At 68.6% G+C, this 23575-nt stretch carries 23 protein-coding genes; 10 read left to right on the forward strand and 13 right to left on the reverse strand.

Annotation, left to right across the window (positions count from 1 at the left end):
- Nucleotides 1-245: 245 nt before the first annotated feature.
- Entirely contained in the window at nucleotides 246-2480 is a 2235-nt protein-coding gene (locus ACGFH6_RS41790; protein WP_393396363.1) for a sigma-70 family RNA polymerase sigma factor, read from the reverse strand.
- A gap of 425 nt (nucleotides 2481-2905) precedes the next feature.
- On the opposite strand from ACGFH6_RS41790, the gene ACGFH6_RS41795 reads away from it, so the two are divergent.
- The 5 genes from ACGFH6_RS41795 (at nucleotide 2906) to rsrA (ending at nucleotide 6349) form a co-directional block, all read left to right on the forward strand.
- Complete coding sequence (locus ACGFH6_RS41795; protein WP_393396365.1) at nucleotides 2906-3592, forward strand: hypothetical protein; 687 nt, start codon at nucleotides 2906-2908, stop codon at nucleotides 3590-3592.
- 133 nt (nucleotides 3593-3725) lie between these two features.
- On the forward strand, nucleotides 3726-4526 hold the full coding sequence (locus ACGFH6_RS41800) for an SOS response-associated peptidase (protein ID WP_393396367.1): 801 nt from the start codon (nucleotides 3726-3728) through the stop codon (nucleotides 4524-4526).
- Between the two features lie 147 nt (nucleotides 4527-4673).
- Entirely contained in the window at nucleotides 4674-5306 is a 633-nt protein-coding gene (locus ACGFH6_RS41805; RefSeq protein WP_393396369.1) for an alpha/beta family hydrolase, read from the forward strand.
- Nucleotides 5307-5444: 138 nt separating this feature from the next.
- Entirely contained in the window at nucleotides 5445-6074 is a 630-nt protein-coding gene (locus ACGFH6_RS41810; protein ID WP_131358482.1) for a sigma-70 family RNA polymerase sigma factor, read from the forward strand.
- On the forward strand, nucleotides 6071-6349 hold the full coding sequence (rsrA, locus tag ACGFH6_RS41815) for a mycothiol system anti-sigma-R factor (protein WP_328518789.1): 279 nt from the start codon (nucleotides 6071-6073) through the stop codon (nucleotides 6347-6349). The genes ACGFH6_RS41810 and rsrA overlap by 4 nt, the downstream gene beginning before the upstream one ends.
- Before the next feature lie 34 nt (nucleotides 6350-6383).
- Here the strand turns inward: rsrA and ACGFH6_RS41820 are convergent, their stop codons facing one another.
- Both ACGFH6_RS41820 and ACGFH6_RS41825 read right to left on the reverse strand, forming a co-directional pair.
- Nucleotides 6384-8867: an NB-ARC domain-containing protein gene (locus ACGFH6_RS41820; protein WP_393396372.1), complete on the reverse strand. Its 2484-nt coding sequence runs from the start codon at nucleotides 8865-8867 to the stop codon at nucleotides 6384-6386.
- A gap of 263 nt (nucleotides 8868-9130) precedes the next feature.
- Nucleotides 9131-9205, reverse strand: coding sequence for a 50S ribosomal protein bL37 (locus ACGFH6_RS41825; RefSeq protein WP_369759046.1), 75 nt, complete (start codon nucleotides 9203-9205; stop codon nucleotides 9131-9133).
- 281 nt (nucleotides 9206-9486) lie between these two features.
- On the opposite strand from ACGFH6_RS41825, the gene ACGFH6_RS41830 reads away from it, so the two are divergent.
- Together ACGFH6_RS41830 and ACGFH6_RS41835 are read left to right on the forward strand one after the other, a co-directional pair.
- The gene (locus ACGFH6_RS41830) at nucleotides 9487-10836 is read left to right on the forward strand and encodes an HD-GYP domain-containing protein (protein WP_393396374.1); all 1350 of its coding nucleotides are present in this window, start codon (nucleotides 9487-9489) and stop codon (nucleotides 10834-10836) included.
- Nucleotides 10833-12116 (forward strand): HD-GYP domain-containing protein, encoded by a 1284-nt coding sequence (locus ACGFH6_RS41835; RefSeq protein ID WP_393396376.1) that lies wholly within the window; start codon nucleotides 10833-10835, stop codon nucleotides 12114-12116. The genes ACGFH6_RS41830 and ACGFH6_RS41835 overlap by 4 nt, the downstream gene beginning before the upstream one ends.
- Here ACGFH6_RS41835 and ACGFH6_RS41840 read toward each other — a convergent pair.
- The 3 genes from ACGFH6_RS41840 to ACGFH6_RS41850 form a co-directional block, all read right to left on the reverse strand.
- Nucleotides 12078-12710 carry a DUF5317 domain-containing protein gene (locus ACGFH6_RS41840; protein ID WP_393396378.1) on the reverse strand — a complete coding sequence of 211 codons (633 nt, stop codon included), beginning with the start codon at nucleotides 12708-12710 and terminating at the stop codon, nucleotides 12078-12080. The genes ACGFH6_RS41835 and ACGFH6_RS41840 overlap by 39 nt on opposite strands.
- A gap of 129 nt (nucleotides 12711-12839) precedes the next feature.
- Complete coding sequence (mctP, locus tag ACGFH6_RS41845; RefSeq protein ID WP_393396380.1) at nucleotides 12840-14492, reverse strand: monocarboxylate uptake permease MctP; 1653 nt, start codon at nucleotides 14490-14492, stop codon at nucleotides 12840-12842.
- On the reverse strand, nucleotides 14489-14770 hold the full coding sequence (locus ACGFH6_RS41850; RefSeq protein ID WP_393396382.1) for a DUF3311 domain-containing protein: 282 nt from the start codon (nucleotides 14768-14770) through the stop codon (nucleotides 14489-14491). Before ACGFH6_RS41850 ends, mctP begins: the two co-directional genes overlap by 4 nt.
- An 85-nt stretch (nucleotides 14771-14855) precedes the next feature.
- Between ACGFH6_RS41850 and ACGFH6_RS41855 the strand changes: the two genes are divergently transcribed.
- The gene (locus ACGFH6_RS41855; RefSeq protein WP_393396384.1) at nucleotides 14856-15830 is read left to right on the forward strand and encodes an endonuclease/exonuclease/phosphatase family protein; all 975 of its coding nucleotides are present in this window, start codon (nucleotides 14856-14858) and stop codon (nucleotides 15828-15830) included.
- On the opposite strand, the gene ACGFH6_RS41860 is transcribed toward ACGFH6_RS41855, so the two are convergent.
- Nucleotides 15827-16735 carry a DUF2785 domain-containing protein gene (locus ACGFH6_RS41860; RefSeq protein WP_393396386.1) on the reverse strand — a complete coding sequence of 303 codons (909 nt, stop codon included), beginning with the start codon at nucleotides 16733-16735 and terminating at the stop codon, nucleotides 15827-15829. The genes ACGFH6_RS41855 and ACGFH6_RS41860 overlap by 4 nt on opposite strands.
- A 107-nt stretch (nucleotides 16736-16842) precedes the next feature.
- On the opposite strand from ACGFH6_RS41860, the gene ACGFH6_RS41865 reads away from it, so the two are divergent.
- Complete coding sequence (locus ACGFH6_RS41865; RefSeq protein ID WP_360444474.1) at nucleotides 16843-18321, forward strand: histidine kinase N-terminal domain-containing protein; 1479 nt, start codon at nucleotides 16843-16845, stop codon at nucleotides 18319-18321.
- 54 nt (nucleotides 18322-18375) lie between these two features.
- Here the strand turns inward: ACGFH6_RS41865 and ACGFH6_RS41870 are convergent, their stop codons facing one another.
- The gene (locus ACGFH6_RS41870; protein WP_012922773.1) at nucleotides 18376-18627 is read right to left on the reverse strand and encodes a WhiB family transcriptional regulator; all 252 of its coding nucleotides are present in this window, start codon (nucleotides 18625-18627) and stop codon (nucleotides 18376-18378) included.
- A gap of 573 nt (nucleotides 18628-19200) precedes the next feature.
- Between ACGFH6_RS41870 and ACGFH6_RS41875 the strand changes: the two genes are divergently transcribed.
- Nucleotides 19201-19479 carry a hypothetical protein gene (locus ACGFH6_RS41875; protein WP_360444471.1) on the forward strand — a complete coding sequence of 93 codons (279 nt, stop codon included), beginning with the start codon at nucleotides 19201-19203 and terminating at the stop codon, nucleotides 19477-19479.
- 3 nt (nucleotides 19480-19482) lie between these two features.
- Here ACGFH6_RS41875 and ACGFH6_RS41880 read toward each other — a convergent pair whose 3' ends face one another.
- The 5 genes from ACGFH6_RS41880 to ACGFH6_RS41900 all read right to left on the reverse strand — a co-directional run bounded on the left by ACGFH6_RS41880 (nucleotide 19483) and on the right by ACGFH6_RS41900 (nucleotide 23474).
- Nucleotides 19483-20268 (reverse strand): RNA polymerase sigma factor SigF, encoded by a 786-nt coding sequence (locus ACGFH6_RS41880; protein WP_393396389.1) that lies wholly within the window; start codon nucleotides 20266-20268, stop codon nucleotides 19483-19485.
- Complete coding sequence (locus tag ACGFH6_RS41885; RefSeq protein ID WP_393396391.1) at nucleotides 20265-20657, reverse strand: anti-sigma regulatory factor; 393 nt, start codon at nucleotides 20655-20657, stop codon at nucleotides 20265-20267. Before ACGFH6_RS41885 ends, ACGFH6_RS41880 begins: the two co-directional genes overlap by 4 nt.
- 121 nt (nucleotides 20658-20778) lie before the next feature.
- Entirely contained in the window at nucleotides 20779-21597 is an 819-nt protein-coding gene (locus tag ACGFH6_RS41890; protein WP_393396393.1) for an amino acid ABC transporter ATP-binding protein, read from the reverse strand.
- Entirely contained in the window at nucleotides 21597-22559 is a 963-nt protein-coding gene (locus ACGFH6_RS41895; RefSeq protein ID WP_393396395.1) for an amino acid ABC transporter permease, read from the reverse strand. Before ACGFH6_RS41895 ends, ACGFH6_RS41890 begins: the two co-directional genes overlap by 1 nt.
- Before the next feature lie 6 nt (nucleotides 22560-22565).
- On the reverse strand, nucleotides 22566-23474 hold the full coding sequence (locus ACGFH6_RS41900) for an ABC transporter substrate-binding protein (protein WP_393396397.1): 909 nt from the start codon (nucleotides 23472-23474) through the stop codon (nucleotides 22566-22568).
- Nucleotides 23475-23575 lie beyond the last annotated feature (101 nt).

Consider the following 23575-nt stretch of genomic DNA (forward strand, 5'->3'; position numbering starts at 1 on the left):
GGGAACGCGAGCTAGGAGGCGACCGCCCCGCCCCGCCCCGTCCCGCCCGGTCCGGCCTTCGGCCCGGCCCCGTCTGGTGGGCTGACCCATCCGCGTGTGGGTTGGCCAGTCGCACGCGGTTGGCCAACCCACGTTCTGAGGGGTCAGCCCACCAGAAGAGAAGGGGAGGTGAGGTGGGGTGGGGTCGGCGGAGGGGTGGGGGTGGGATGGGAGGGTGGATGGGGTAGGAGGTGGGGAGGGACGGGTCAGCGGCGGGTGGTGGAGGGCGGGATCTTGACGGAGTCGGTGTCCTCGCGCCCACCGACCTGGGCGTGCACGGTGATCGTGTTGCTCGAGCCGGTGCCGGGCAGCCATGCGGCCCACTGCGAGTTGAACGACTTGCGGTAGTTGTCGGTCCAGCAGGTCATGGTGTTGATGTCGGACGACCGCGAGCAGGTCCACCCGACGTTGAGCGCTGGCACGAACTGCAGGCTGCGGCCCCAGGTGATGTCCAGCGTCACCCGCTGGTTCGTGGCCCCGTTGAGCTGCAGGAACCGGTTGTAGAGGAACGGGTTCGGGTCGGTGCTCGGTGTCGGCGTGACGATCTGCAGCAGCGACTCGTCCGGCTGGATCCCCGCCAGTACCTCGGAGTCCGTGTCGCTCACCAGCCCGGCCGTGGCCGCCACCGTGAACGTCCGCGCCGTCGCCGAGCTGTCCTCGGGTACGTCGAAGTCCGCGGGCAGCGGAGCCGGCTTGGCGGGGGTGAGCGACGTACAGGTCTTCGTCGAGGCCGAGCACTTCCAGCCCGCAGGGTTGCCGGTGATCGGCCACTCCAGCGACGAGCCGTAGCTCAGCTTCAGCGTCACGCTGGTCCGGTCCGTGCCTGGGGCAACAGTCAGGATGCGGTGGTGGACATCCGGATCCGCCTTGCCGGCGACGATCTTCAGCAGGTTCTCGTCGGTCCGCGGCGGTGCGGTCAGCGTGGCCGAGTCGTCGTCGTACAGGCGGCCGGTCTTGGCCGAGACAGTGAAGGTCCGGTCGGCCGCCGAGCCGCCGGTCGGCGTCGCGAACGAGACCGGCAGTGGCTGGGGCGCGGAGGAGTTGTCCGCCGTACACGTGCCGGCGGCCTGGTCACACGTCCAGCCGCGAGGGTCCCCGCTGAGCGGCCAGTGGAGTGCGGAGCCGTATTTCAGGCCGACCACGATCGGGTCGGCGTTCTGCGCCGGGGCCGTGATCGTGATGATCCACTGCTCGGAAGCCTGGCCCTGCGCCCCGCCGGCCCGGGTCGTGGGGCTGCTGCCGCCGCGCGGCGCACTGATGGTCAGCAGGCCCTCGTCCAGGATCGGTGTCGTCGGCAACGGTGGAGTCGGTGTGGTCCCTGTCGGAGTCGGAGTGACGCCGGGCGTCGGCTCCGGTGACGTCGGCGCGGTCGTCGGGGGTGCGGTGGTCGGAGCTGTCGTCGGCTTCGCGGTCGGCGGCTTGACCGTCGGCGGCGTGGCCGGTGGCACCGTCGGAGCTGTCCCCGGTGGCTGGGTGGGTTGCTGGCTCGGCGGATTGCTGATCGCCGCCGGGGGAGTGTCGTTGCCGGTGAGCGCCATCGCCGCGAGCACGGCCGCGACCGCGACGACCACGACCGCTCCGGCGCCGACCGCCGTACGCGTGCTGTTCTCGGTGGCCTTCTTCCAGCCCGTGGCCAGGAAACCGACGAAGCCGACCTTGGCGCCGGACGCGGCGGCCAGGTAGCCGAGACCCGCGGTGCCCAGCAGGGCCGGGGCGAGCAGCGCCGGCAGCGCGCTGTTGACCTCGACCAGTTCGAGGTAGACCGCGGTGCACTTCGCGCAGTCGTCCAGGTGCTCGCGGACGTTGCGGTTCTCCCGCTTGGTCAGGCCGCCGCGGACGTACGCACCCAGACGCTCGGTGGTCCAGCGGCAGCGATCCCCGGCGACGTCGGCCAGGTGTTGCTGCAGGTAGGCCTGGCGCAGACCCTCGCGGGCCCGATAGGCGAGCGCGGACACGCCGTTCGCGGTCAGGCCGAGCAGGGGAGCGATCGCGGCCGGCTTCTCACCCTCGACCTCGGTGTGCCAGAGCACGGCCTGCCACCGCTCGGGAAGACTCGCGAACGCCTTGGCCGCCGCGCCGCTCTCGAAGCCGGTCACGGTCGGGTCGTCGAAGGTCTCCGGCTCCCGCTCGTACGCCGCGATGTCGTCGGTGGCCTGCACCTTGCGCCCGGACCGGATCCGGTCGACGTGCACCCGCCGTACCGTCGTCAGCAGGTAGGCGCGGAACGAGATGTCCGGGCCGCCGCCGGAGCGGAGCGCGTCGAGCACCTTGGCGAACGCGTCGCTGGCCAGGTCGTCGGCATCGTTGGCCGGGACCAGTTGGCGGGCCATCCGCTCGGCCGCGTGGTGATGCCGGCCGAACAACTCGCCGTACGCCTCGAGGTCGCCGTTGCGGACGCGCGCGATCAGTTCGGCGTCGCTCGGTCCTTCCGGCGTCTCCATCGGTCTCCCCCGTGGTCTGTGGTCACGACTGTCCGTACGACGGCGTCACCGTCCGTCACATAGTTGCCGAGGACAAGGCTCCCACGTGGGACGGGCTGTGCGCATCTCCCCGGCGCACCTTTCCTGACGAGGACGGCCACGCGGAAGTTACGCGAAAAAAGTTCTCCGAATCCGCGTCATGAACTTCGCCCGCCGCTGTCTCACCTCCGGAACGACGCTTCCGGCCGACCGGTCGGGAGACTGACGGGGCTGTTTCGAGGAGGGCCATGTCGCTGTTCGCGGATCTCCGCAGACGGTTCGACCTGCGTCCGGCCAAGTCCCTGAACCTGGCGGGGTCGCCCGCACGGAACCGGCCGGAAGCGTCGTCTCCCATCGATCAACCGTGCGGGCGGAGGGATCCGCACGGCACAGCTGGCCCCGACGCGATGAGCTGTCCCGAAAGCAGCACCGACCGCAGCGCCTACCTCGCGATCGCCGAGGCGCTCCGGGACGGGGCCGATGTCGTGCCTGCGAGCGACGAGGTCGGCCGCCAACTGGCGGCCGACGGAGTCTCGTTGCTCGAGGCACTTGATGGGCTGAGTGCGCTGTACCGCTCGATCGCCGGGGGCGAGCCGGCTTTCGCCGCGGTACGCGCACTCAGTTCCAGCTGGGCCGAGGCCTCACTCGTCTACCTCCACTCGCTGTCCTGCGAGGACCCGCTGACCGGGCTGTCCAGCCTGGCGCACCTGCGGTCCCGGCTCGGCGAGCTCTACCGAGAGGCGGAACTCCGTGGAACTTCCGTACCGCAGACCCACGCACTGGTGGTTGTCGAGCCGCTCAATCCCCCGGGCACCACGCCGTTCGACCGCGAACTCCGGCTGGTCGACGTGGCGGAGTGCCTGCGGATCGTCTTCTGCGGCGGTGACGTACTGGGCCGCGTCGGCTCACACCGTGCGGCGGCGCTCGTCGGCCGCGAGCCGAACCTGCCGGAGCAGGTCGAGACGGTACGAGCCCTGATCACCCAGTGGCGGCTGGACACCGACGTACCCCAGCTGGCCCGGATCTGGATCGAAGGACTGCCGGGCAGCGACGAGATGTCCGGCCGGGTGCTCGACGAACTGGCCAGACCTTAGGGACCTGCGTCCGGACGCCAACAGGGGGGTGCCCGGACGCATCGGACCGGCGGCGGATCGCTCATCACGGGGTGAGCGATCCGTCGTCGCTCGTCCCGTGGTCGTTGTCGGTGGCCCTGTCTAGGCTGGTGCCATGTGCGGAAGATACGCCTCCAGCCGGGACCCGTCGGACCTCGTCGTCGAGTTCGAGATCGAGGCCGGGAACGTGCGCGAGTCCGTGCAGGAGCTCGGCGACAACTACAACGTCGCGCCGACCGACCAGGTGATCGCGGTGGTCGAGCGGAAGAACCGCGAGCAGCCCGAGGACACGGTCCGCAAGCTGACCACGGTCAAGTGGGGACTGGTGCCGTCCTGGGCCAAGGACACCTCGATCGGCAACCGGCTGATCAACGCCCGGATGGAGACGGTGGCGGAGAAGCCGGCCTTCAAGAAGGCGTTCGCCACCCGGCGCTGCATCCTGCCGGCGGACGGGTACTACGAGTGGTACACGGCCGAGGAGAAGGTGAACGGCAAGCCGGTCAAGCAGCCGTACTTCATCCACCCGGCCGACGGCGGCGTGCTGGCGATGGCCGGGCTGTACGAGATCTGGCGGGACAAGTCGGTCCAGGACGCGGACAAGGACGAGGCCTGGCTGTGGACCTGCACGGTCCTGACCACCTCGGCCACCGACGACCTCGGCCGCATCCACGACCGGATGCCGCTCCTGGTCGAGCGCGAGCGGTACGACGCCTGGCTCGACCCGCTGTCGTCGGATCCTGACGACCTGCTCGACCTCCTGGTCCCGGCCGCGCCCGGGCGGCTGGAGGCGTACGCCGTGTCCAAGGCGGTCAGCTCGGTGAAGAACAACGGACCGCACCTGATCGACCCGCTGCCGCCCGACGGCGCCGACCCGATCGACAAGCCGCCGGCGCCCGAGGAGACCACTCTCTTCTGACCCACCCACCACCTTCCCTTCCCCTCCCCGGAGCACCTGTCTTCTGACCCACCCACCACCTTCCCTTCCCCTCCCCGGGGCAGCTGTTCTTCTGACCCACCGCCCGAGCAGCGCCGTTCCGTCGCCTTCTGATGACAGGATGGGCGCGTGACCGACGAACGGATTGTGGGGACGCCGCACGGTGAGGCCCGGATCGTGGCGCATCGGGCCCGGCGGCCGGTGGCGACGCTCGCCCTCGGTCACGGCGCGGGGGCGGGGATCGAGTCCGGCGACCTGGCCGCACTGGCCGCCCGGCTGCCGAAGCAGGACATCAACGTGTTCCTGATAGAGCAGCCCTGGCGCCGGGCCGGGAAGAAGCTCGCGCCGGCGCCGAAGATCCTGGACGAGGCGTGGATCGCGATCATCGGCCAGCTCCGGGTCCGCACCCCGCTGGTGATCGGCGGACGCAGCGCCGGGGCCCGCGTGGCCTGCCGGACCGCGAGCAGTCTGGGGGCGTCCGGCGTACTGGCACTGGCGTTTCCGTTGCATCCGCCGGGCAAGCCGGGCAGCTCGCGCGTCGACGAGTTGCAGGGAGCCGGGCTGCCGACGCTGGTCGTGCAGGGGGAGCGGGACCCGTTCGGGTCGCCGGAGGAGTTTCCGCCGCTGACCGAGATGGCCGTCGTACCGGACGCGGAGCACTCGTTCAAGGTGCCGAAGCGGGCCGAGCTGACTCAGCAGGAGGCGTTCGACCTGCTGGTCGAAGCTGTGTTCGAATGGGTCAGCCGCGAAGTGTCCGGATGATGGTCAGCGGTTGAACGCTCCGCTGCGCCCCGCTCAGGCGGGAATGACGCTGCGGCGGGGGGTGTTGTGACGTACATGATGGCGACGAGTGTGGCTCCGGCGCGGAACGCTGGGCAGACCCCGGTATTCTCGATCACGATGCCGACTCCCACCACCACCGAGACACCCGAGCAGCGCACCGCGCGGTTCGAGCGCGAAGCGCTGCCCTTCCTGGATCAGATGTACGCCGCGGCGATGCGGATGACCCGCAATCCGTCCGACGCCGAGGACCTGGTGCAGGACACCTTCGCGAAGGCCTACAGCTCGTTCCACCAGTTCACGCCGGGCACCAACCTGAAGGCGTGGCTGTACCGGATCCTGACGAACACGTTCATCAACGGATACCGCAAGCGGCAGCGTCAGCCCACGCAGTCGCCGACCGAGGAGATCGAGGACTGGCAGCTCACCGCCGCCGAGTCCCACACCCCCGGAGGACTGAAGTCGGCCGAGGCCGTCGCTCTGGAGCATCTGCCCGACTCGGACGTCAAGGAAGCGCTGCAGTCCATCCCGGAGGACTTCCGCCTGGCCGTGTACCTGGCCGATGTCGAGGGCTTTGCCTACAAGGAGATCGCCGACATCATGGGTACGCCGGTGGGCACCGTGATGTCCCGGCTGCACCGTGGCCGGCGCCAGTTGCGTGAGCTGCTGGGCGACTACGCCCGGGATCGTGGCCTGATCCCCACGTCGGACGACAGCGCCGACGCGACCGCGGAGAAGGAGGAGTCGTGAGCTGCGGCGAGCACCACGACGTCGACTGCAGCGAGATCCTGCAGCGGGTGTACGTGTTCATCGACAACGAGCTCGAGGACGCCAGCACCGACGAGATCCGGCAGCACCTGGAAGAGTGCGCCCCCTGCCTGGACGAATACGACCTGGAACGCTGCGTGAAGAAACTCGTGCACCGTTCCTGCGGCTCCGACCACGCCCCGGATGCCCTTCGCCAGAAAATCCTTCTCCGGCTGACCCAAATCCAGGTCGAAACCACCATCACCACCACCGACTGAATCGCCGTTCGTCCCGATTGGGCGGGGCCGGCGATCAGATCGAGTGATTTGTGAGTGCGTAGGTGTAGGGCTGGTCGCGCGCCAAGTGAGCCAGCAGCTCCTCGGCCTGCGTTTCGTGAATAGGCGAAAGCCCCGCGAGTATGCCGGCGGCGGCGGTGGCATTTGCCGTCGCGGCGGAACGGTCACCGGTCGCGGCATTGATTTTGGCCAGTTCGAGAAGAATGCGGCCCTCCCGCAGCCGGTTCTTGGTCCGCCGGGAGAACCGCAGCGCTTCGTGGGCGTGGTACTCACCCGTGTCGAACCGCCCTTGACCGGCGAAGGCCAGGGCGAGCGTGTGATGGCTCTCGTTGAGACCCACGTCGTCGTGGGCTTGTTCGGCCAGCAGGACGGCGCGCTGCACGGCGTCGACCGCGTCGCCGTACCGGCCGACCAGCACATGGGAGAACCCCGCGTTGACGAAGCGCTTGAACACCGAGCGCTCGTCGCCGTACTTCTGCGCCAGGGCGACGCCCTGCGCGAACGCCTGGTCGGCCCGTTCGTAGTCGCCGAGGCGGTCGTAGAGTCCGCCGACCGCGGTGTACGCGACGCCTTCCAGTGTGACGTCGCCGATCTCCTGGCTGAGCCGCAGCGACTGATTGCCGAACTCCAGCGCCTCGTCGATGCGACCCAGATGGCCGAGCACATACGTCAGCGATGAGCAGCACCGCGCCTGCCCGGGAATGTCGGCCTCCTGCCGGAACATCTCCAGCGCTGTGAACAGATGCGGAACGGCGGCTTCCAGGGCGCCGTTCTCGACCTCGGGGATCGCGCTGTCGTGCTGCAGCCAGGCGGCCGTCAGCGGCAGCTTCAGCTGCTCGGCGAGCTCGACCACGCCCCGGCCGAGCTCGCGCATCTCCACCCAGCGCCGGCGCGGCTCGAGGTAGCCGAACATCGCGACCGCGAGCTCGGGGAACACGGCCGTCCCGGCGATCGACGTACCGGCCGCCTGAGCGACTCTGTCCATCAGGTTGCGCTGCTCGTCGTCGAACCACCGAAGCGCCGAGCCCATGTCCGTGAACGCCGGAAGTGGCTCGGCCCGGACAGTGGCCAGCGACAACCTGGGACTCTTCGGATGTGTCAGCCGCTGGCAGGCCCACGCCGCCGCGATGTAGAAGCGAAGAACGCGGTCCAGACCGGCGTCGCGGTCGGCCGAGGTGAGGGATTCGTCGGCCAGTTCGCGGGCATAGGCCCGGATGAGGTCGTGAAGGCGGTAGCGGTCAGGGGCCACGGACTCGAGCAGGTTGAGGTCGACGAGGCGTTCCAGGATCGCGTCGGCCCGGCGGAGCGGGACGCCGAGCAGGTGAGCGGCGACGATGGTGAGCAGATCCGACCCGTCCGGAACGCTGAGCAGGGGAAGGGCCTGCGCGGCCTCGCGGTCGAGCGCCCGGTCGCTGGTGCTGAGGAACTCCACCGAACTGGCGATGCTCGCGCGTACGCCGGTCTCGTCGGAGCCGAGGTTGTCGAGCCGGCGCTCCGCATCCCGGAGCAGATCGACGAGATGCTGGATCGGCCAGCTCGGCCGCGCGGCCAGACGGCCGCCGATCAGCCGGACGGCCAGTGGCAACCGGCCGCTGAACGACGCGAGCCGTTCGACCGCGTCCGGTTCGGCCGCGACCCGGGCCTGGCCGATGACCCCGGACAGCAGTTCGACCGACTCGGTCTCCGACAACGCGTCGAGCCGGATCTGGCGCGCCCCGGGCAATGCGGCCATCGATCCGCGGCTGGTGATGATCGCCGCCGATCCGGAGCTCGCCGGCAGCAACGGCGTGACATGACGTACGTCGGTCGCGTTGTCGAGCAGCACGAGCACCCGGCGGCCCGCCAACTGCGAGCGCAAGAGCGCGGCCGCTTCCTCCACGTCGTCAGGAATCAGCTGAAGGTCGAGACCGAGGGACCGCAGCAACTGGCGAAGCGCGTCCTCGGTCGTCATCGGCCGGCCCGGGCCGTATCCGCGGAGGTTGAGGTAGAGATGGCCGTCGGGATAGCTGCTGGTCAACTTGTGCGCCGCCTGGACAGCGAGGGCGGTCTTGCCGATGCCGCCCATGCCGGTCACCGCGACCAGCCCGACCGCGCCGGTGCGGATCCTGGCGGGATCCCGCAAAGCGGCCTGGACTGCTTCGATCTGAGCAGCACGACCGGTGAAGTCCGGCACGGCCGGAGGTAGTTGCCATGGCACCGGTAACGCGTCGGTCACAGCCGGTGCCGACGATACCGGCGCCGCCCTCGGCCCCCGCACCGTGCGGCTCTTGCCGCGGGCAACGGCCAGGAACTCCTCGGCTTCGCCGGCGGTCAGGTCCAGAGCCACGGTCAGTGCCTGGACGGTTCCGATCCGGGGTCGCTGCCGGGTGCCGCGCTCGAGCACGCTGATCGCCTGCTCACTCAACCCGGCCTTGGTGGCGAGAGCGGCCTGGGTCAGCCCGGCCCTGGTCCGGAATCCGCGGAGCAGATCGCTCAGGCTCGCGGCGGTCAGCCCACCCACCTCCTCACTCGTCCGTCACCCGTCCCTCACTCGACGCAGCCCACCCGGCACCGTCGGTGCCGAACATCCGGAGCCAACTCTAGGAGGATCTGCGGGCCCGAAGTGATCGCATAACCCAACAGTCGTTTGACGGTAGCATTCAGTGTGCGACCGGGGACGCTCCGAATACAGACCTCGGTTAAAGCTGGTCTGATCCGAGCTGTGACCAAATTGCAAAGACCCCGGTTTTGGCCGGGGTCCTCGCTGTCTGTAGCCGCCTGAGTTCAGGCGTTGGGGCGCTTGCCGTGGTTCGCGCCCTTCTTCTTGCGTGCACGGCGCTTGCGGCCGGTCTTGCCCATTCCTAAGCCTCCTTGAAACAACTGCAAAGAGTCACAGTCTCTCATACCACGCTGCGGACCGTCCCATCGTGCGGCGAGTCATGCACTGCCTTACAGTGTTTCGGCGCACGTCGTTTGAGCAAGAATTAAAGGAAGAGTCAGCGATGCGCTGTCTAGCCCCCCTGAAGCCCGCAGCAGCCCGGGATTCAAGACTACGCCGCTGGTCGGAGGTGACTATCATGGCGACCGACAGCTGGGACTGGTGAACTATGTCGTAGTGGAAGGCTAGAGGTGGCGCCCCAGTGAGAGCTTCACTGCTACGAGCAGCGGTGGCCGTGGTTGCCGTGTCCGCTCTGGCGGTGCTCGTCGTGGCTCTTACTCAGATCACCTTCAGTCTCACCACTCTGGCACTTGCCCTACTCATGCTCCTTGGCGGGGCCCTGCGGTTCAAGGTCCTGCCCAACCATCCGGCTGCCCTCGATTCCGTGGCGTTGGTAGCCGTCTTCGTGATCGCGGGACCGTGGACAGCGGTCGCCGTGTCTGTGTTCGGGTACGTGGCACAGCTCCGGCAACCGTCTCCCTTGGTCAAGCGCATCTTCAACCCGTCGTACCGCGTTCTCGCGGCCGCCGGCGGTGGTGCCGCCTACGCCCTGCTAGGTGGCCCTGTCGGATCCGACGTCCTGGACGACATCCCGAGGACCGTCGTCGCGGCGATGGCCGGCACGATCGGCCATCAGTTGGCCAACGCACTGCTGCTGAGCCTGATCCTCTGGCTCGAGGGGCAGGTGCGGGTGGTCGACTTCCTCAAGTCGGTGATCGGGCCGACCTTCCTGCCGATGCTCGGGTACAGCGCTCTCGGCGTCCTGCTGGCGGTGACCTGGATCGGTGGTCTCGGCATCGCCTCGTGCCTGCTGGTGGTCGGGCCATTACTCGTTGTCCGCTGGGCGTTGTCGCAGTACCAGGCCGAACGTGCTGCCCAGGCGGCGACGATGCGAGCGTTCATCCAGGTCATCGAGACCAAGGACCTGTACACCCGCGGACACTCCGAGCGGGTCAGCGCCGGGGTCGGCATGCTCGGGCGCCAGCTGGGGCTGCCCGAGGACCGCCAGAACGCGCTGGAGCACGCCGGACTGCTGCACGACGTCGGCAAGGTCGGCGTACCGACCAGCATCATCCGCAAACCGGGCAAGCTGGACGACGCGGAGATGGACGCGATCCGGCTGCACCCGGCCCGCGGGGTCGAGCTGATCGGCAACATCCCCTTCCTCGAAGAGGTCAAGTCGGCCGTCCTGCACCATCACGAGAAGTACGACGGGACCGGTTATCCGGCCGGACTCAGCGGCACGCACATCCCGTTCTTCGCACGGATCATCGGCATCGTCGACGCGTTCGACTGCCTCACCTCGACCAGGTCCTACCGGCCCGCCCGCAGCGTCGACGAGACTCTGGCGATCCTCGTCCAGGACAAGACCACCCACTTCGACCCCGAGTTGGTCGACGCGTTCGTCCAGGTGATCCGGACCCAGGGCTGGAGCGCCGCGGCCGCGGACCAGCCGGCGCCGGACCAGAGCGTGCAGGTCAGCATCGACCACGACGATCTGAGTCTGGGCACCGGGGGCGGTGCGTCGGGCTCGGCGGCTGGACCGGCATGACCCAGGCCAAGGAGTTCGACACCTTCGAAGCGCGGCGCCTGGGCAGCGGCGTGGTGCTGTCCGTCGCAGGTGGCGCGGTGGGCCTGGTCGCGTTGATCATCACGGCCAGGCAGGGCGTGACCGGCTGGCCGTTCGTCATCGTCTTCGGTCTGCTGATCGCGGTCGGCGAGATGGTGCAGTTCCGCGTGGACCCCAGCCGGAACCGGGCACCGATCGCCACCAGCGCCTCGCTGGCCTACGTGATGCTGCGCGGACCGGCCGTCGGCGTTCCTCCGGAGGTTGCCCAGATCGTCGCCGTCACAGGCCTTGCGACGCTGGCCGGGATCTTCCCGCGGGCGATCGCCGGCCTGCCCTGGGATCTGGTCATCTCCAGCCGTCGTGTCCTCTCGGTCGCGTTCGCCGCAGTCACCTTCGAGCTCGTCACGCCGGAGAGCCTGTACTGGAACGGGTCGTGGACCCACGCCGTACCGCTGACCGGTGCCATGCTGCTGGCCGTGCTGTCGGCCGGTCTCACCGATGCTCTGGTCGGAGCCGGCCAGGACACCGAGCGGTACAACCGTCCGTTCCCCGCGGCGCTTCGCGACGAGCTCGCGGTGATGGGACGGATCGGTCTGGCGATGGGGATCAGCGGCATGCTGCTCGCCGCGGGTACGTCGTTGATCGGTCTGTGGGCGGTGCCGCTGGTCGTGGTGCCGTTGCTGCTGACCCAGTTCGCGTTCCGGCGGTTCGCGTCGGCGCAGCGGACGTACCGGACCACGGTGCGGTCGATGGCCCGCAGTACTGAGATCGCCGGCTTCAGCAGTCCGGGGCAGAACGCGCGGACCGCGACCCTGGCAGTGGCTATCGGCAACGACCTGGGTCTGACCCCGGCGCGGATGGAGGCTCTGGAGTACGCCGCTCTGTTGTCGGGCGTCGGGCAGTTGGCGCTGGCAGATCCCAGCCCGGGCGGCGCGAGCCTGCTGCGGACGCGGGAGGAGCGCCAGCGCGCGGCGGAGATCGGAGCCTCGGTGATCGAGCGGTCCGGGGTACTGGACCACGTCGCCGAGATCGTCCGGCACTCGAACGACCCGTACCGGCACGGTCGCGCGAGCAATGCCGACATCCCGTTGGAGAGCGGCATCGTGAATGTTGCCCTGGCCTACGAACAATTGGTGGGCGAAGGCAACGGACAGTCGCCGGCCAAGGCGATGGAGTCGATCGGGCTCGGGATCGGGGCGGAGTACGACCCGGTCGTGGTCGAGTCACTCAGGCGCGTGATCGGCCGGGGCTTCCGCTTCTAGGTTCGTCCGCAGCACCTGCAGGGCCGGATGGACGGGAGACGGCTCGAGGTCGTCCCACACCGGTGCGGCGTCCGCGGGAATCCGGCCGGAGCCGCCCATTCCGGCGTACAGGAGCAAGCCGGCACCGGCCGCGATCAGCACGTCTCCGGCGCTGACAGCTTGTCCCAGGCCCGGAAGGGCCACGGGTACGACGTCGCCCAGCCAAGGCAACCTGGTCGCCGCATCGGACAGCTCGTGGCGCGCATCGGTCACCACGGAGGTGCCGATCCCCGCGCGGGCCAAGGCGGTCGGCGACACCGGCATCGCGCCGTTCAGGGCGACGACCATCGCGTTCGCGAAGAAACCCAACGCCAGCAAGCCGACGCCGGGATGCTTCAGGTTGAGCCGCAGGAACACGGCGATGCAGACCGCGGACCCGATCAGCCCTACCGGGTACGCCGTACCTCCGAAGAGCGAACCGAGGAGCTGGCCGATCGCGGCCGCGGCCAGCCAATGCACGCCGGCCAGGGAGTTGTCCGCCAATCGTCCGAAGCGTCCGCCGGTCGCGAGCGCCGCGAGAGCACCGAGCACCATGACGAGGAGGACCAGCAACACCCTCGCGATTCTGCCGTCCCGGCGGCCCGAATCCGGGCAAGCTGACCTCGCAGCGTGTCGACATGGCGGCATATGGTGACGGCGGCCCCATCGGCCGGAGCCGATGAGACCGCCGTCGAGGCGTCCGCGCTAGGACTTGGCCGCCGACGCTCCGCCCTCGTCCAGGAGCTCGGGCAGGTCCTTCACGCCCGGGTCGCCGCGGTCCGCGACGTAGTCCGTCGGGTGCGTGGTGTCGTTGCCCTCCGGCACCTTGAGTGCCCGCAGGACGAGCGTCAGGACGACCACGATGACCAGGTTGAGCACGAACGCGGTCAGCGCGATGTAGGCCTGTGTGTCGGTGAACGGGATGTTGGCCAGCGAACCACCGAAGTGCTTCTTGGTCGCCGGATTCACCACGTTGTAGGCCTCGAGGGTGCCGAACACCATCGCGACCGCCCAGCCGGTGAGCAGTGCCCACTTGTGGAACCACTTGGTGAACAGGCCGACGACGATCGCCGGGAACGTCTGCAGGATCCAGATACCGCCGAGGAGCTGCAGGTTCAGCGCGATCGTCTTGTCCATCCCGAGCACGAACACCAGCGCACCCAGCTTCACCAGCAGCGACGCCAGCTTGGAGACCTTGGCCTCCTGGGCCGGAGTGGCGGCGGGTTTGATGAAGTCGCGGTAGATGTTGCGGGTGAACAGGTTCGCCGCCGCGATCGACATGATCGCCGCCGGCACCAGTGCCCCGACCGCGATCGCCGCGAACGCGATGCCGGCGAACCAGGACGGGAACTCCTGGTCGAACAGCCGCGGGATCGCCAGCTGCGGGTTGGCCAGGCCGTCCAGGCCCTTCACGTCGACGTTCGCCTTGATCGCCATGAAGCCGAGCAGGGCGAGCAGACCGAGCAGCAGCGAGTACGCCGGCAGGATCGCCGCGTTCCGCCGGACGATGTTGCGGTTCTTCGTCGACAGCACCGCGGTCACCGAGTGCGGGTACATGAACAGCGCCATCGCCGAACCCAGCGCGAGCGTCCAGTACGCCGAGAACCCGGACTCACCCGGGATGAACGTGCCCACCGGCTTGCCCGTCGCCGGGCTGGTCGCGGTCAGCTTGTCCTCGGCGGCACCGAAGATCGAGTGCCAGCCGCCGAGCTCGTGCGGCAGGTAGATGATCGCGACGCCGATCACCAGGTAGATCAGACCGTCCTTGACGAACGCGATCATCGCCGGCGCCCGCAGACCGGACGAGTAGGTGTACGCCGCCAGCACCGCGAACGCGATCAGCAGCGGCAGGTCCTTGGCCAGCGTGTTGTCGCCGCCCAGGCCCATCGTCTCGAACACGGCCTGCATACCGACCAGCTGCAAGGCGATGTACGGCATGGTCGCCAGGATGCCGGTGACCGCCACCGCCAGCGACAGCGCCTTACTGCCGTACCGGCCGCCGACGAAGTCGGCCGGGGTCACGTAGCCGTTGCGATGCGACACCGACCACAGCCGGGACATGAAGATGAAGATGATCGGGTAGACCACGATCGTGTACGGCACCGCGAAGAAGCCGCTGATCGCACCGGTTGCGAACATCGCGGCCGGGACGGCGACGAAGGTGTACGCGGTGTAGAGGTCGCCACCGAGCAGGAACCAGGTGATGAACGTGCCGAAGCCACGGCCGCCCAGTCCCCATTCGTCGAGGTTGTCCATGTGACCGGCACTGCGCCAGCGGGCTGCCATGAAGCCCATCACAGTGACGGCGCCGAAGATCACGATGACGATGATCAACTGCACCCAGTCGACGTTGTTCACCGGTCCGCCTCCTCGTCCGCACCGTGCTGGTCCGGGTTCTTGAGCCCTTGGGCGGCCCGCCGCCGGCGTTCCTCCCGGCTCACCAGCTGGTAGCAGATGCTGACCAGGATCGCCGAGATGAACACCCACATCAGCTGGTACCAGTAGAAGAACGGGAAGCCCCACAACCGGGGCTCATCCTTGGCGTAGGTGGAGACCAGGAGCGGTACGACGACCGCGACCGCCAGCAGAACGCCGGAGATCCAGTACGCGGGTCTGACCGCGGACAATCTGGACACAGCAAACCTCCTCGGGACACACGGCAGGCGCAACGGAGCACGCTACCGCTCGTCTGTACCACCGACTAGAGTTTCAGCGTGGTCCATGGATAACGAAAAGGCATGGTTGGTACGGCGGGTCGTGCTGTCCGTGCTCTTTCTCGTGGCGGTCGCCGTTCCGCTGTATCCGGAACTGTTCGGGCTCGATGAGGTCACGCCGTTCGCACAGCTGGTCGCGTTCCGTCCCCAGGGCCTCGTCGTGGTCCTGCTGCTCGGTCTGCTGATGCTGGTACGGCGGGGATGGCGCATAGCCGCCGTACTCGTGGTGGCCCTGGCGTTGACCGGCGGGGCGCTGACGGTGCCGCGCCAGCTGTCCGATGCGCATCCGCCGGCGGCGGGCACGCGGGAGCTCACCATCATGGTCGCGAACGTGCTCGGCGGGGGCGCCAACGCGGGGGAGGTGGCCGAGCTGATCCGGCAGCGCCGGCCCGACCTGGTGTCGTTGCCCGAGGCACAGGTCGACGTGCGCGAGGAGATCCGCGCGCAGCTGCATGACCTGCAGTACAAGGGGTTCACGCAGCAGCCGTCGAAGGCGGTGGAGAGCGCCACCAGCGTTCTGGTCTCCGCGAACCTCGGCGCGGTGCGGTTCGCCACGGAACTCGGTACGGCGTTCGGCCACGTGATCGTGACCGGCGGGAACCTGGGCGACGTCCGGCTGATCGCGTACCACGGCTTCCCGCCGCTGCCGGACTCGATGCCGACCTGGAAACAGGACCTGCTCGTACTGCGGCACTGGTGCACACAGGATCCGCCGACCGTCGTGGCCGGCGACTTCAACGCGACCCTCGACCACGCGGACTTCCGGCACGCTCTGGGCACCAACTGCCGCAGCGTCGGGCCGTCGGTGGGCAGCGGCCTGCAGGGCACCTGGCCGTCGGACCAGCCAGCCGTGGTCCGGACGCAGATCGACCACGTGGTCGTGACCCGGTCGATCCAGCCCGGCCGCTTCGCGACGTACGAGATCGCGGGGACCGACCATCGCGCAGTGGTCGCGACGGTCGCCGTACCCGAGCCGGACTAGGACCGCGGGTTGGCCGCCGGGCGGTAGATGTAGGGCTGGGAGGACTGGACCGCCTCGGTCAGCATCAGCAGCATGTCCGCGCGAGCCTCGATCGGGCGGCCGAACAACTCGTCGTCGCCCGGAATCGGGAAGCCCTTCACACCGATCGCGAGCTGGCTCAGCAGCACGTGCAGGACGCCGCGGGCGTTGAAGACCGAGGGAGTCGGCCACTCCGGCAGGGTCTCGTGCATCAGCGGCTGCTGGGCCGCCGTCTCCGCGACCGGCTTCAGCCAGCGCTCGAGCTCGTCGCTGGTCAGCATGTTCCGGTGCAGGATCGTCATCACCGCGTGCGCGACCCGGTCGTGCTCCTCGTGCACCCAGCGGTACTGCGTGTCCTTGACGATCCGGTCCGCCAGTACGTCGAGCAGCGCGCGCAGTACACCGGCGTCGCAGTGCCGGGACCGCGCCAGCGCACCGATCGCATCGGCGCCGTGGGCAACGGCATGCGCCCAGCCGCAGTCCGAGACGTATCCGCGCAGGTCGCGCTCCCGTAGCAGCCAGGTGGCGAGCCGGTCGCCCCAGCGCATCACCACCTCGTCGTGCACCAGGAACTCGGCGTTGTCGCGGTGGATCACCTCCGCCAGCGTCAGCGCGGTGAACGAGCGGCGGAAGACGGTGTCGGTGCCGTCCTCCCCGAGGCCGTAGGCGAGTCCGGCGCAGAGGCCGTCACCGAAGCCCGGCAGCAGGTCGTCGTACACCCCGCGCTCCAGCCAGGTCGCGAGCGTCGGATACGCGAGGGCGTCACGGACCTGCGGGTTGGTACTGGCGAGGCCGCGGACGAGCTCCTCGGTGAGGTCGGTCAGCGCACGGTCGCCCGGTACCGCGTAATCCGCGGCCATCACGTCCTGCCAGTACGTCGACTCCACCGAAGCATCCTTTCATCTGTGGTGCCTGATCAATCAACACCCATCTCCACCCACTTGTCGAGCGGACCACCCGAGGAGCTGGTATAGGCCATCGGTAGCATCGGGGCGTGCCGTCTCTGAGCGATGTGGCGCGGAACCACACGACCCTGGACCAGGCCGACCTGGACCGCCTGCAACTGCTCGTCTCGGACTGGCAGATGCTGGCCGATCTCTCGTTCGCCGACCTGGTGCTCTGGCTGCCCGACACCGAGGGTCTCGGGTTCTGGGCCGGGGCGCAGATGCGGCCCACCACCGGGCCGACGGCGTACATGGACGACATCGTCGGCAGCTTCATCCCGCGCGGCCGCCGGCACCTGCTCGACCAGGCGTACGACGGCGGCCGGATCTGCCGCGAGGGCGACCCGGAGTGGCGCGACGACGTCCCGGTCCGGGTCGAGACGATCCCGGTCCGCCGGGGGACGAAGGTGATCGCGGTGATCGCCCGGAACACCAACCTGCTCGGCGTCCGCACCCCGTCGCGGCTCGAGATCGCCTACCTGCAGAGCGCCACCGACCTGGCCCGGATGATCAACGACGGCATCTTCCCGTACGGCGGGGAGCGGCTGCTGTCCACCACGCCGCGGGTCGGGGACGGCTGCATCCGGGTCGATCGGCACGGAATGGTGACGTTCGCCAGCCCCAACGCGTTGTCGGCCTACCGCCGGATGGGACTCGTGACGGATCTGGTCGGGAGCCGGCTCAAGGAGGTCACCGGCGAACTGCTGCACAGCGGGCACAAGGTCGACGACGTGCTCGCGTCGGTGCTGACCGGGCGGGCGGCCAAGGAGATCGAGATCGAGAACTCCGACGCCACGCTGTTCCTCCGGGCGATCCCGCTGCGGGCCGACGGGCAGCACGTGGGCGCGCTGATCCTGCTCCGCGACGTGACGGAGCTGCGCAGCCGGGAGCGGGAGCTGGTCACCAAGGAGGCGACCATCCGGGAGATTCATCATCGCGTCAAGAACAACTTGCAGACCGTCGCCGCGTTACTCCGGATGCAGGGCCGGCGGATCAGCGTGCCGGAAGGCCAGGCCGCGCTGGCCGAGGCGGTCCGCCGGGTCGGCTCGATCGCCATCGTGCACGAGACGCTCTCGGAGTCGTTCGACGAGCACGTGGACTTCGACGACGTGGCCGACCGTGTCGCCGCCATGGTGGCCGATGTGTCGACCGTCGAGACGACCGTGGAGACGCGCCGATCGGGGAACTTCGGGGTGCTGGACTCCGAGATCGCAACCCCGCTGGCGATGGTGCTGACGGAACTGATGCAGAACTCGGTCGAGCACGCGTTCGGTACGCGCGACGGCGGCGAGGCCAGCGGGACGGTCGAGCTGGGCGCCGAGCGATCCGTCGGCAGGCTGCACGTGACCGTGGTGGACGACGGACAAGGCTTGCCGGCCAACTTCGACTCGGAGCTGTCCGGGAACCTCGGGCTGTCGATCGTCCGCACCCTCGTCATCGGCGAGCTGAACGGAACCCTCGAGTTCGGCCCGCGCCACGACGGCAAGCCCGGAACCCAGGTCACCCTGGACATCCCGGTCAAGGAGTAGCGGGGGAAATCGAAAGGCCCCGCGGATCCCGCGGGGCCTGGCGTTCTGGGGGCTTCAGGCGGTGCGGATGCGGGCGCGGGCGTTGCGGCGCTTGAGAGCGCGGCGCTCGTCCTCACTCAGACCGCCCCAGACACCGTGATCCTGGCCGGCTTCCAGCGCCCAGGCGAGGCACTGTTCACGCACGTCGCAACGACGGCACACCTGCTTGGCCTCCTCGATCTGCATGATCGCGGGCCCGGTGTTGCCGATGGGGAAGAACAGTTCCGGGTCCTCATCGAGGCAAACGGCCCGGTGGCGCCAATCCATGGCGGATCCCATCTCTCTCAGTAGTGGTCGTACGCTGTCGGGTAGGTCTGTGCCCGATCAGCAGTGCTGTACTCGTGATGCTTCTCGCACGGGGGGTTCGTGGTGCGAGGTGCGTGTTGTGAACGTTTTCACGAACGAGACCATGTTCCCAATCTCAGCTGAGTGAAACAAGGGTTCTGGAGTTGTCGATCAGATCACAACACTTCCTTAACACTACGAACCGGTGCGCGCTGGTTCTCCCCGTCCGGTAGCCGGACGGAGAAGATCATCCGCAATCACCCGTTCACTGCAAGTAACCGATCCAACCGCTCATTGGTTACGCACAACCTCGAAGCCCTTGTGGGGCTGGGGGTTCCGCGACCCGATCGGGCTCGCGGAAAGAGCAGGTGTTCGTCCCTTGGGCCCGAAGTACACCTCGGCATGGGGCATTAAGCTGGCGAAGTGCCGACCGACTCCCCAGCTGCCGCCGTACCGAGACCGCTCAAGCTAGCCGCGGCTGTGGTCGCTGCGGAAGGGCTTGTGCTCATCGTTCTGGGAATTGCCGAAGCATTTACGATCCATGGATCCCGGCTGGTGCTCGGACTGACCACCGCGGTCTTCTTCATCGCGTACGGCGCCGGCCTCGGCCTGGTGGCCCGTGGATTGTGGCGGGCCTCGACCTGGAGCCGAGGGCCGGCCGTGTTCGCCCAGCTGATCCAGCTGCTGGTCGCGTACAGCTTCTGGGGCGGGTCGACGAAGGCTGTTTCGGTGGCGCTGGCGCTGGCGGCTGTCGGCGTACTGATCGGACTGTTCCAGAAGGCCTCGACCTTGGCGCTGGCGGACGACCCGACCAAGGACCGTCCGGTCCTGTAGGCCCTACTCCTTCAGCAGGCCTGCCCGGAGTTCGGTCAAGGTGCGGGCCAGCAGGCGGGAGACGTGCATCTGGGAGATGCCGATCTCCTCGGCGATCTGGGACTGCGTCATCCCGCGGAAGAACCGCAGCGTCAGGATCCGCTTCTCCCGGGTGTCCAGCTGGGCCAGCAGCGGTTTCAGCGACTCCCGGTACTCCACGCTCTCGAGCGCCTCGTCCTCGCCGCCGAGCCCGTCCAGGACCGTGGTGGCGTCGGCCTCGTTCTGATCGGGAGCGTCCAGGGACAAGGTGTTGTACGCGTTCGCGGACTCCAGCCCCTCGATCACCAGGTCCGGCGACAACCCGAGCCGCTCGGACAGCTCGGCCACCGTCGGCGCGCGGCCCAGCTCCTGGGTCAGCTCGGCGGTCGCGGCGGTCAGCGACAGCCGCAGCTCCTGCAGCCGCCGCGGCACCCGGATCGCCCAGCCCTTGTCCCGGAAGTACCGCTTGATCTCGCCCAGGATCGTCGGCGTCGCGTACGTCGAGAACTCCACGCCCCGGTCGGAGTCGAAGCGGTCGATTGCTTTGATCAGGCCGATCGTGGCCACCTGGACCAGATCGTCGTACGGCTCGCCGCGGTTGCGGAAGCGGCGGGCCAGATGTTCCACCAGCGGCATGTGCAGCGCGACCAGGCCGTCCCGGGCCAGGGCGCGGTCGGGATCGCCCGCGGCCATAGCTCGGAACAGCTCGGCCGTCCGGGTGCGCAGGTCTGTAGGTTCCTGGGGCTCGCCCAGTGAGCGGTCGTCGGTCACGCCTTCTCCGCGGCGGTGGCGGTTGCCGTCACGGTGATGGTGAGCCGGCCGTCGATGGTCTCGGCCGCCGCGGACTCGACCAGCGCTGTCAGCACGGTCCAGCCGAACGACGACGTGTCCGGCCGCCAGCCGTTCGGTACGACGGCACTGGTCCGGACGGTGAGCTGCGGTGGGTTGATCTCGAAGACGCAGTCCAGCACGCCGTCGGAGGCCTGCGGCAGCAGCAGGGCGCACGCCTCGTCGACCGCGATCCGCAGGTCGTCGATCGCGTCCACGGTGAAGTCGTTGCGAGCCGCCAGGTTGCCGACCACCGACCGCGGGACGGCGATGTAGGCACTGTCCGCCGGGATACTCAGTCGGACCTCGGCGGATCGTCCTGTGCTGCTCACACTGCCTCCCTCGTGTCCGGCGGCCGCTCGGCTCACCATGCCGTACATCTTCCACGCTCGAAGCGGTTGATGCACGGCGAAAGGGCCGGCCCGGTGCACGAGCCGGCCCTCCGCACAGGAATCACGGGTGGTCGTGTTCGGAGTGCAGCCGGGTCAGGAAGGTCTTGGTGCGCTGGTGTTGCGGGTTCCCGAGCACCTCGCGCGGCCGCCCGGACTCGACCACCACGCCGGCGTCCATGAAGACGACGGTGTCGGCCACGTCGCGGGCGAACGACATCTCGTGGGTGACCACGATCATCGTCATCCCTTCGTCCGCCAGCTCGCGCATCACCGCGAGCACCTCGCCGACCAGCTCCGGGTCGAGCGCCGATGTCGGCTCGTCGAACAGCATCAGTTTGGGCTGCATCGCCAGCGCTCGCGCGATTGCCACCCGCTGCTGCTGACCGCCGGACAGTTGTGCCGGGTACGCCGTACTGCGGTCGCCGAGGCCGACCCGGTCGAGCAGCGCCTGGGCCCGGACCCGGGACTCCTTCCTGCCCTCGCGCTTGACCTGGATCGGCGCTTCCATCACGTTCTCGATCGCGGTCATGTGCGGGAACAGGTTGAACCGCTGGAAGACCATGCCGATCTCGCGGCGCTGGGCCGCGATCTGCTTGTTCTTGAGGCGATACAGCCGCCCGCCGCGGTCGTCGTACCCCATCAGCTCGCCGTCGACCCAGATCCGGCCGCCGTCGATCGTCTCCAGCTGGTTGATGCAGCGCAGGAACGTCGTCTTACCGGAACCGGACGGGCCGAGCAGGCAGACCACCTGACCGCGATCCACGTCCAGGTCGATGCCCTTGAGCACCTCGTTGTGATGGAACGACTTCGTCACGTTGACTGCGTGCACCAGGCGCTCGGTCACGGGCTCCGCCGTCTCAGCGGCGGCCGCGGCCGTCATCACGCACCTCCCGCGCCGGCCGGGCGGGCCGCCCGGGGCGCCCTGTTCCCGAAGCCTCGCCCGAAGTGCCGCTCGAGGAAGTACTGACCGACCATCAGGACGCTCGTCACGGCCAGGTAGTACAGCGCGGCCGCGACGGCGATCGGGAACGTCTTGTAGTACGTGCTCCCGATCGACTGCAGCTGGTAGAACAGCTCGCCGATCACCGGGACCGCGACCAGCAGCGAGGTGTCCTTGAGCATCGCGATCGTCTCGTTGCCGGTCGGCGGCACGATCACCCGCATCGCCTGCGGCAGCACCACCCGGCGCATCACCTTGCCACTGCTCATCCCCAGCGCCTCGGCGGCCTCGGCCTGGCCCTTGTCTACGCTGAGGATGCCGGCCCGGGCGATCTCGGCCATGTACGCCGCCTCGGACAGCCCGAGGCCGATCACACCGGCGACCAGGCCGGTGAAGATCTGGTTCGCGTCCAGCGTGAACAGCCGCCAGTCACCCGAGAACCCGAGCCACTCGATGATCTTCCAGTCGAACGGCACCCCGAACGCGACTCCCTCCTGGAACAAGATGCCCAGCGTGCCCATCGTGAATAGCAGGATGTACCGCGGGATGCTGCGGAAGAACCAGGTGAAGACCCAGGCCACGCCGGCCAGGATCGGGTTGTCGGACAGCCGCATCACGGCCAGCAGGACGCCGCCGCCCACGCCGACGATCATCGACAGCGCGGTGACCAGCAGCGTGCCCTTGACGAAGCCGTTGATGACCTGTGACTGGTTCATCGCCTCGAAGACGAAGCGCCACTCGAACGCCTTGTTGGTCAGCAGCAGGTGCACCAGCATCGCGGCCAGGACGGCGATCACGGCGATCGCGACCCAGCGCCCGGGATGCCGGACCGGGACGGCGTCGATCCGCCCCGGCCGATCGGAGGCCGGCTCCGCCTGCCGCGTTTCGGTGTCAGTAACCATGTCGACTCACGGGTTGACGGCGAAGTCGGAGATCGCGCCCGAGTCGTTGTTCCACTTGGTCAGCGTGCTCTTGTAGGTGCCCTCGGACTCGAGCGCCTTCAGGGCCTGGACGATTGCGCCGGCGAACTCGGTCTGCGCCTTCGGAACGACATAGCCGTACGGCGCCGCGTCGTAGATGTCACCGAGTTGCTCGAGCTGTCCGTTGGTCTGCTGGATCGCGTACAGCACGACGGGGGAGTCGGCCAGCATCGCGTCGGCCTTGCCGGAGACCAGGTCCGCGGTCGACTGGTCCTGCTTGTCGCGGGGCAGCGTCTTGATCGCCGGCTTGCCCTCGGCCTTGCACTTGGCCTGCCGCTTCGGCAGGTCGTCCTGCTCCTGCGTCGTACCCTTCTGGACCGCGATGGTCTTGCCGCAGGCGTCGTCGGCGTTGACGCCCTTCGGGTTGCCCTTCGCGGTCGCCCACAGGGTGCCGGCGTTGAAGTAGCTGACCATGTTGACCTGCTGCTTGCGCTTGTCGTTGATCGTGAACGACGAGACGCCGACGTCGTACTTGCCGCCCTGGACACCGGTGATGATGGTGTCGAAGCTGGCCGGCTGCCACTCGACCGTGACGCCGAACTTCTGCGCCACCGCGTTGAACAGGTCGACGTCCATCCCGACCACGGTCTTGCCGCCCTGCAGGGACTCGTTCGGCGGGTAGCTGGCGTCCACGCCGACCACGATCTTGCCGGCGGACTTGATCTTGGCCGGCAGTGAACCGCTCAGGTCGGGTCCACCACTGGACGGCGCGCTCGACGGGGCGCTGCTCGGCGCGCTGCCGGCACCGTTGTTGTTGTCGAGCGAGTCAGAACCACATCCGGCGGCCGCGAGAACCAGGACGCCGGACAACACGAGCGTCCTACGCAGGACAGACATCTAGTCCTCCAAAGCTGGGTGCCGGACGGGCCCGGCGCCATGTGTCCGCATCTTGACACAGGCCGATAGCCGGGGCGCACCGATGGGGGCCCAATGGAGAC

The organism is Kribbella sp. NPDC049227 (assembly GCF_043197265.1).
Lineage (GTDB): Bacteria > Actinomycetota > Actinomycetes > Propionibacteriales > Kribbellaceae > Kribbella.

What these genes read in the sequence shown, in the direction of transcription:
- ACGFH6_RS41855 (WP_393396384.1), top strand. Translation starts at nt 14,856, where the DNA reads ATGGATAACGAAAAGGCATGGTTGGTACGGCGGGTCGTGCTGTCCGTG.
- ACGFH6_RS41890 (WP_393396393.1), bottom strand. Translation starts at nt 21,597, where the DNA reads ATGACGGCCGCGGCCGCCGCTGAGACGGCGGAGCCCGTGACCGAGCGC.
- ACGFH6_RS41800 (WP_393396367.1), top strand. Translation starts at nt 3,726, where the DNA reads ATGTGCGGAAGATACGCCTCCAGCCGGGACCCGTCGGACCTCGTCGTC.
- ACGFH6_RS41895 (WP_393396395.1), bottom strand. Translation starts at nt 22,559, where the DNA reads ATGGTTACTGACACCGAAACGCGGCAGGCGGAGCCGGCCTCCGATCGG.
- ACGFH6_RS41835 (WP_393396376.1), top strand. Translation starts at nt 10,833, where the DNA reads ATGACCCAGGCCAAGGAGTTCGACACCTTCGAAGCGCGGCGCCTGGGC.
- ACGFH6_RS41795 (WP_393396365.1), top strand. Translation starts at nt 2,906, where the DNA reads ATGAGCTGTCCCGAAAGCAGCACCGACCGCAGCGCCTACCTCGCGATC.
- ACGFH6_RS41790 (WP_393396363.1), bottom strand. Translation starts at nt 2,480, where the DNA reads ATGGAGACGCCGGAAGGACCGAGCGACGCCGAACTGATCGCGCGCGTC.
- ACGFH6_RS41900 (WP_393396397.1), bottom strand. Translation starts at nt 23,474, where the DNA reads ATGTCTGTCCTGCGTAGGACGCTCGTGTTGTCCGGCGTCCTGGTTCTC.
- ACGFH6_RS41810 (WP_131358482.1), top strand. Translation starts at nt 5,445, where the DNA reads ATGCCGACTCCCACCACCACCGAGACACCCGAGCAGCGCACCGCGCGG.
- ACGFH6_RS41870 (WP_012922773.1), bottom strand. Translation starts at nt 18,627, where the DNA reads ATGGATTGGCGCCACCGGGCCGTTTGCCTCGATGAGGACCCGGAACTG.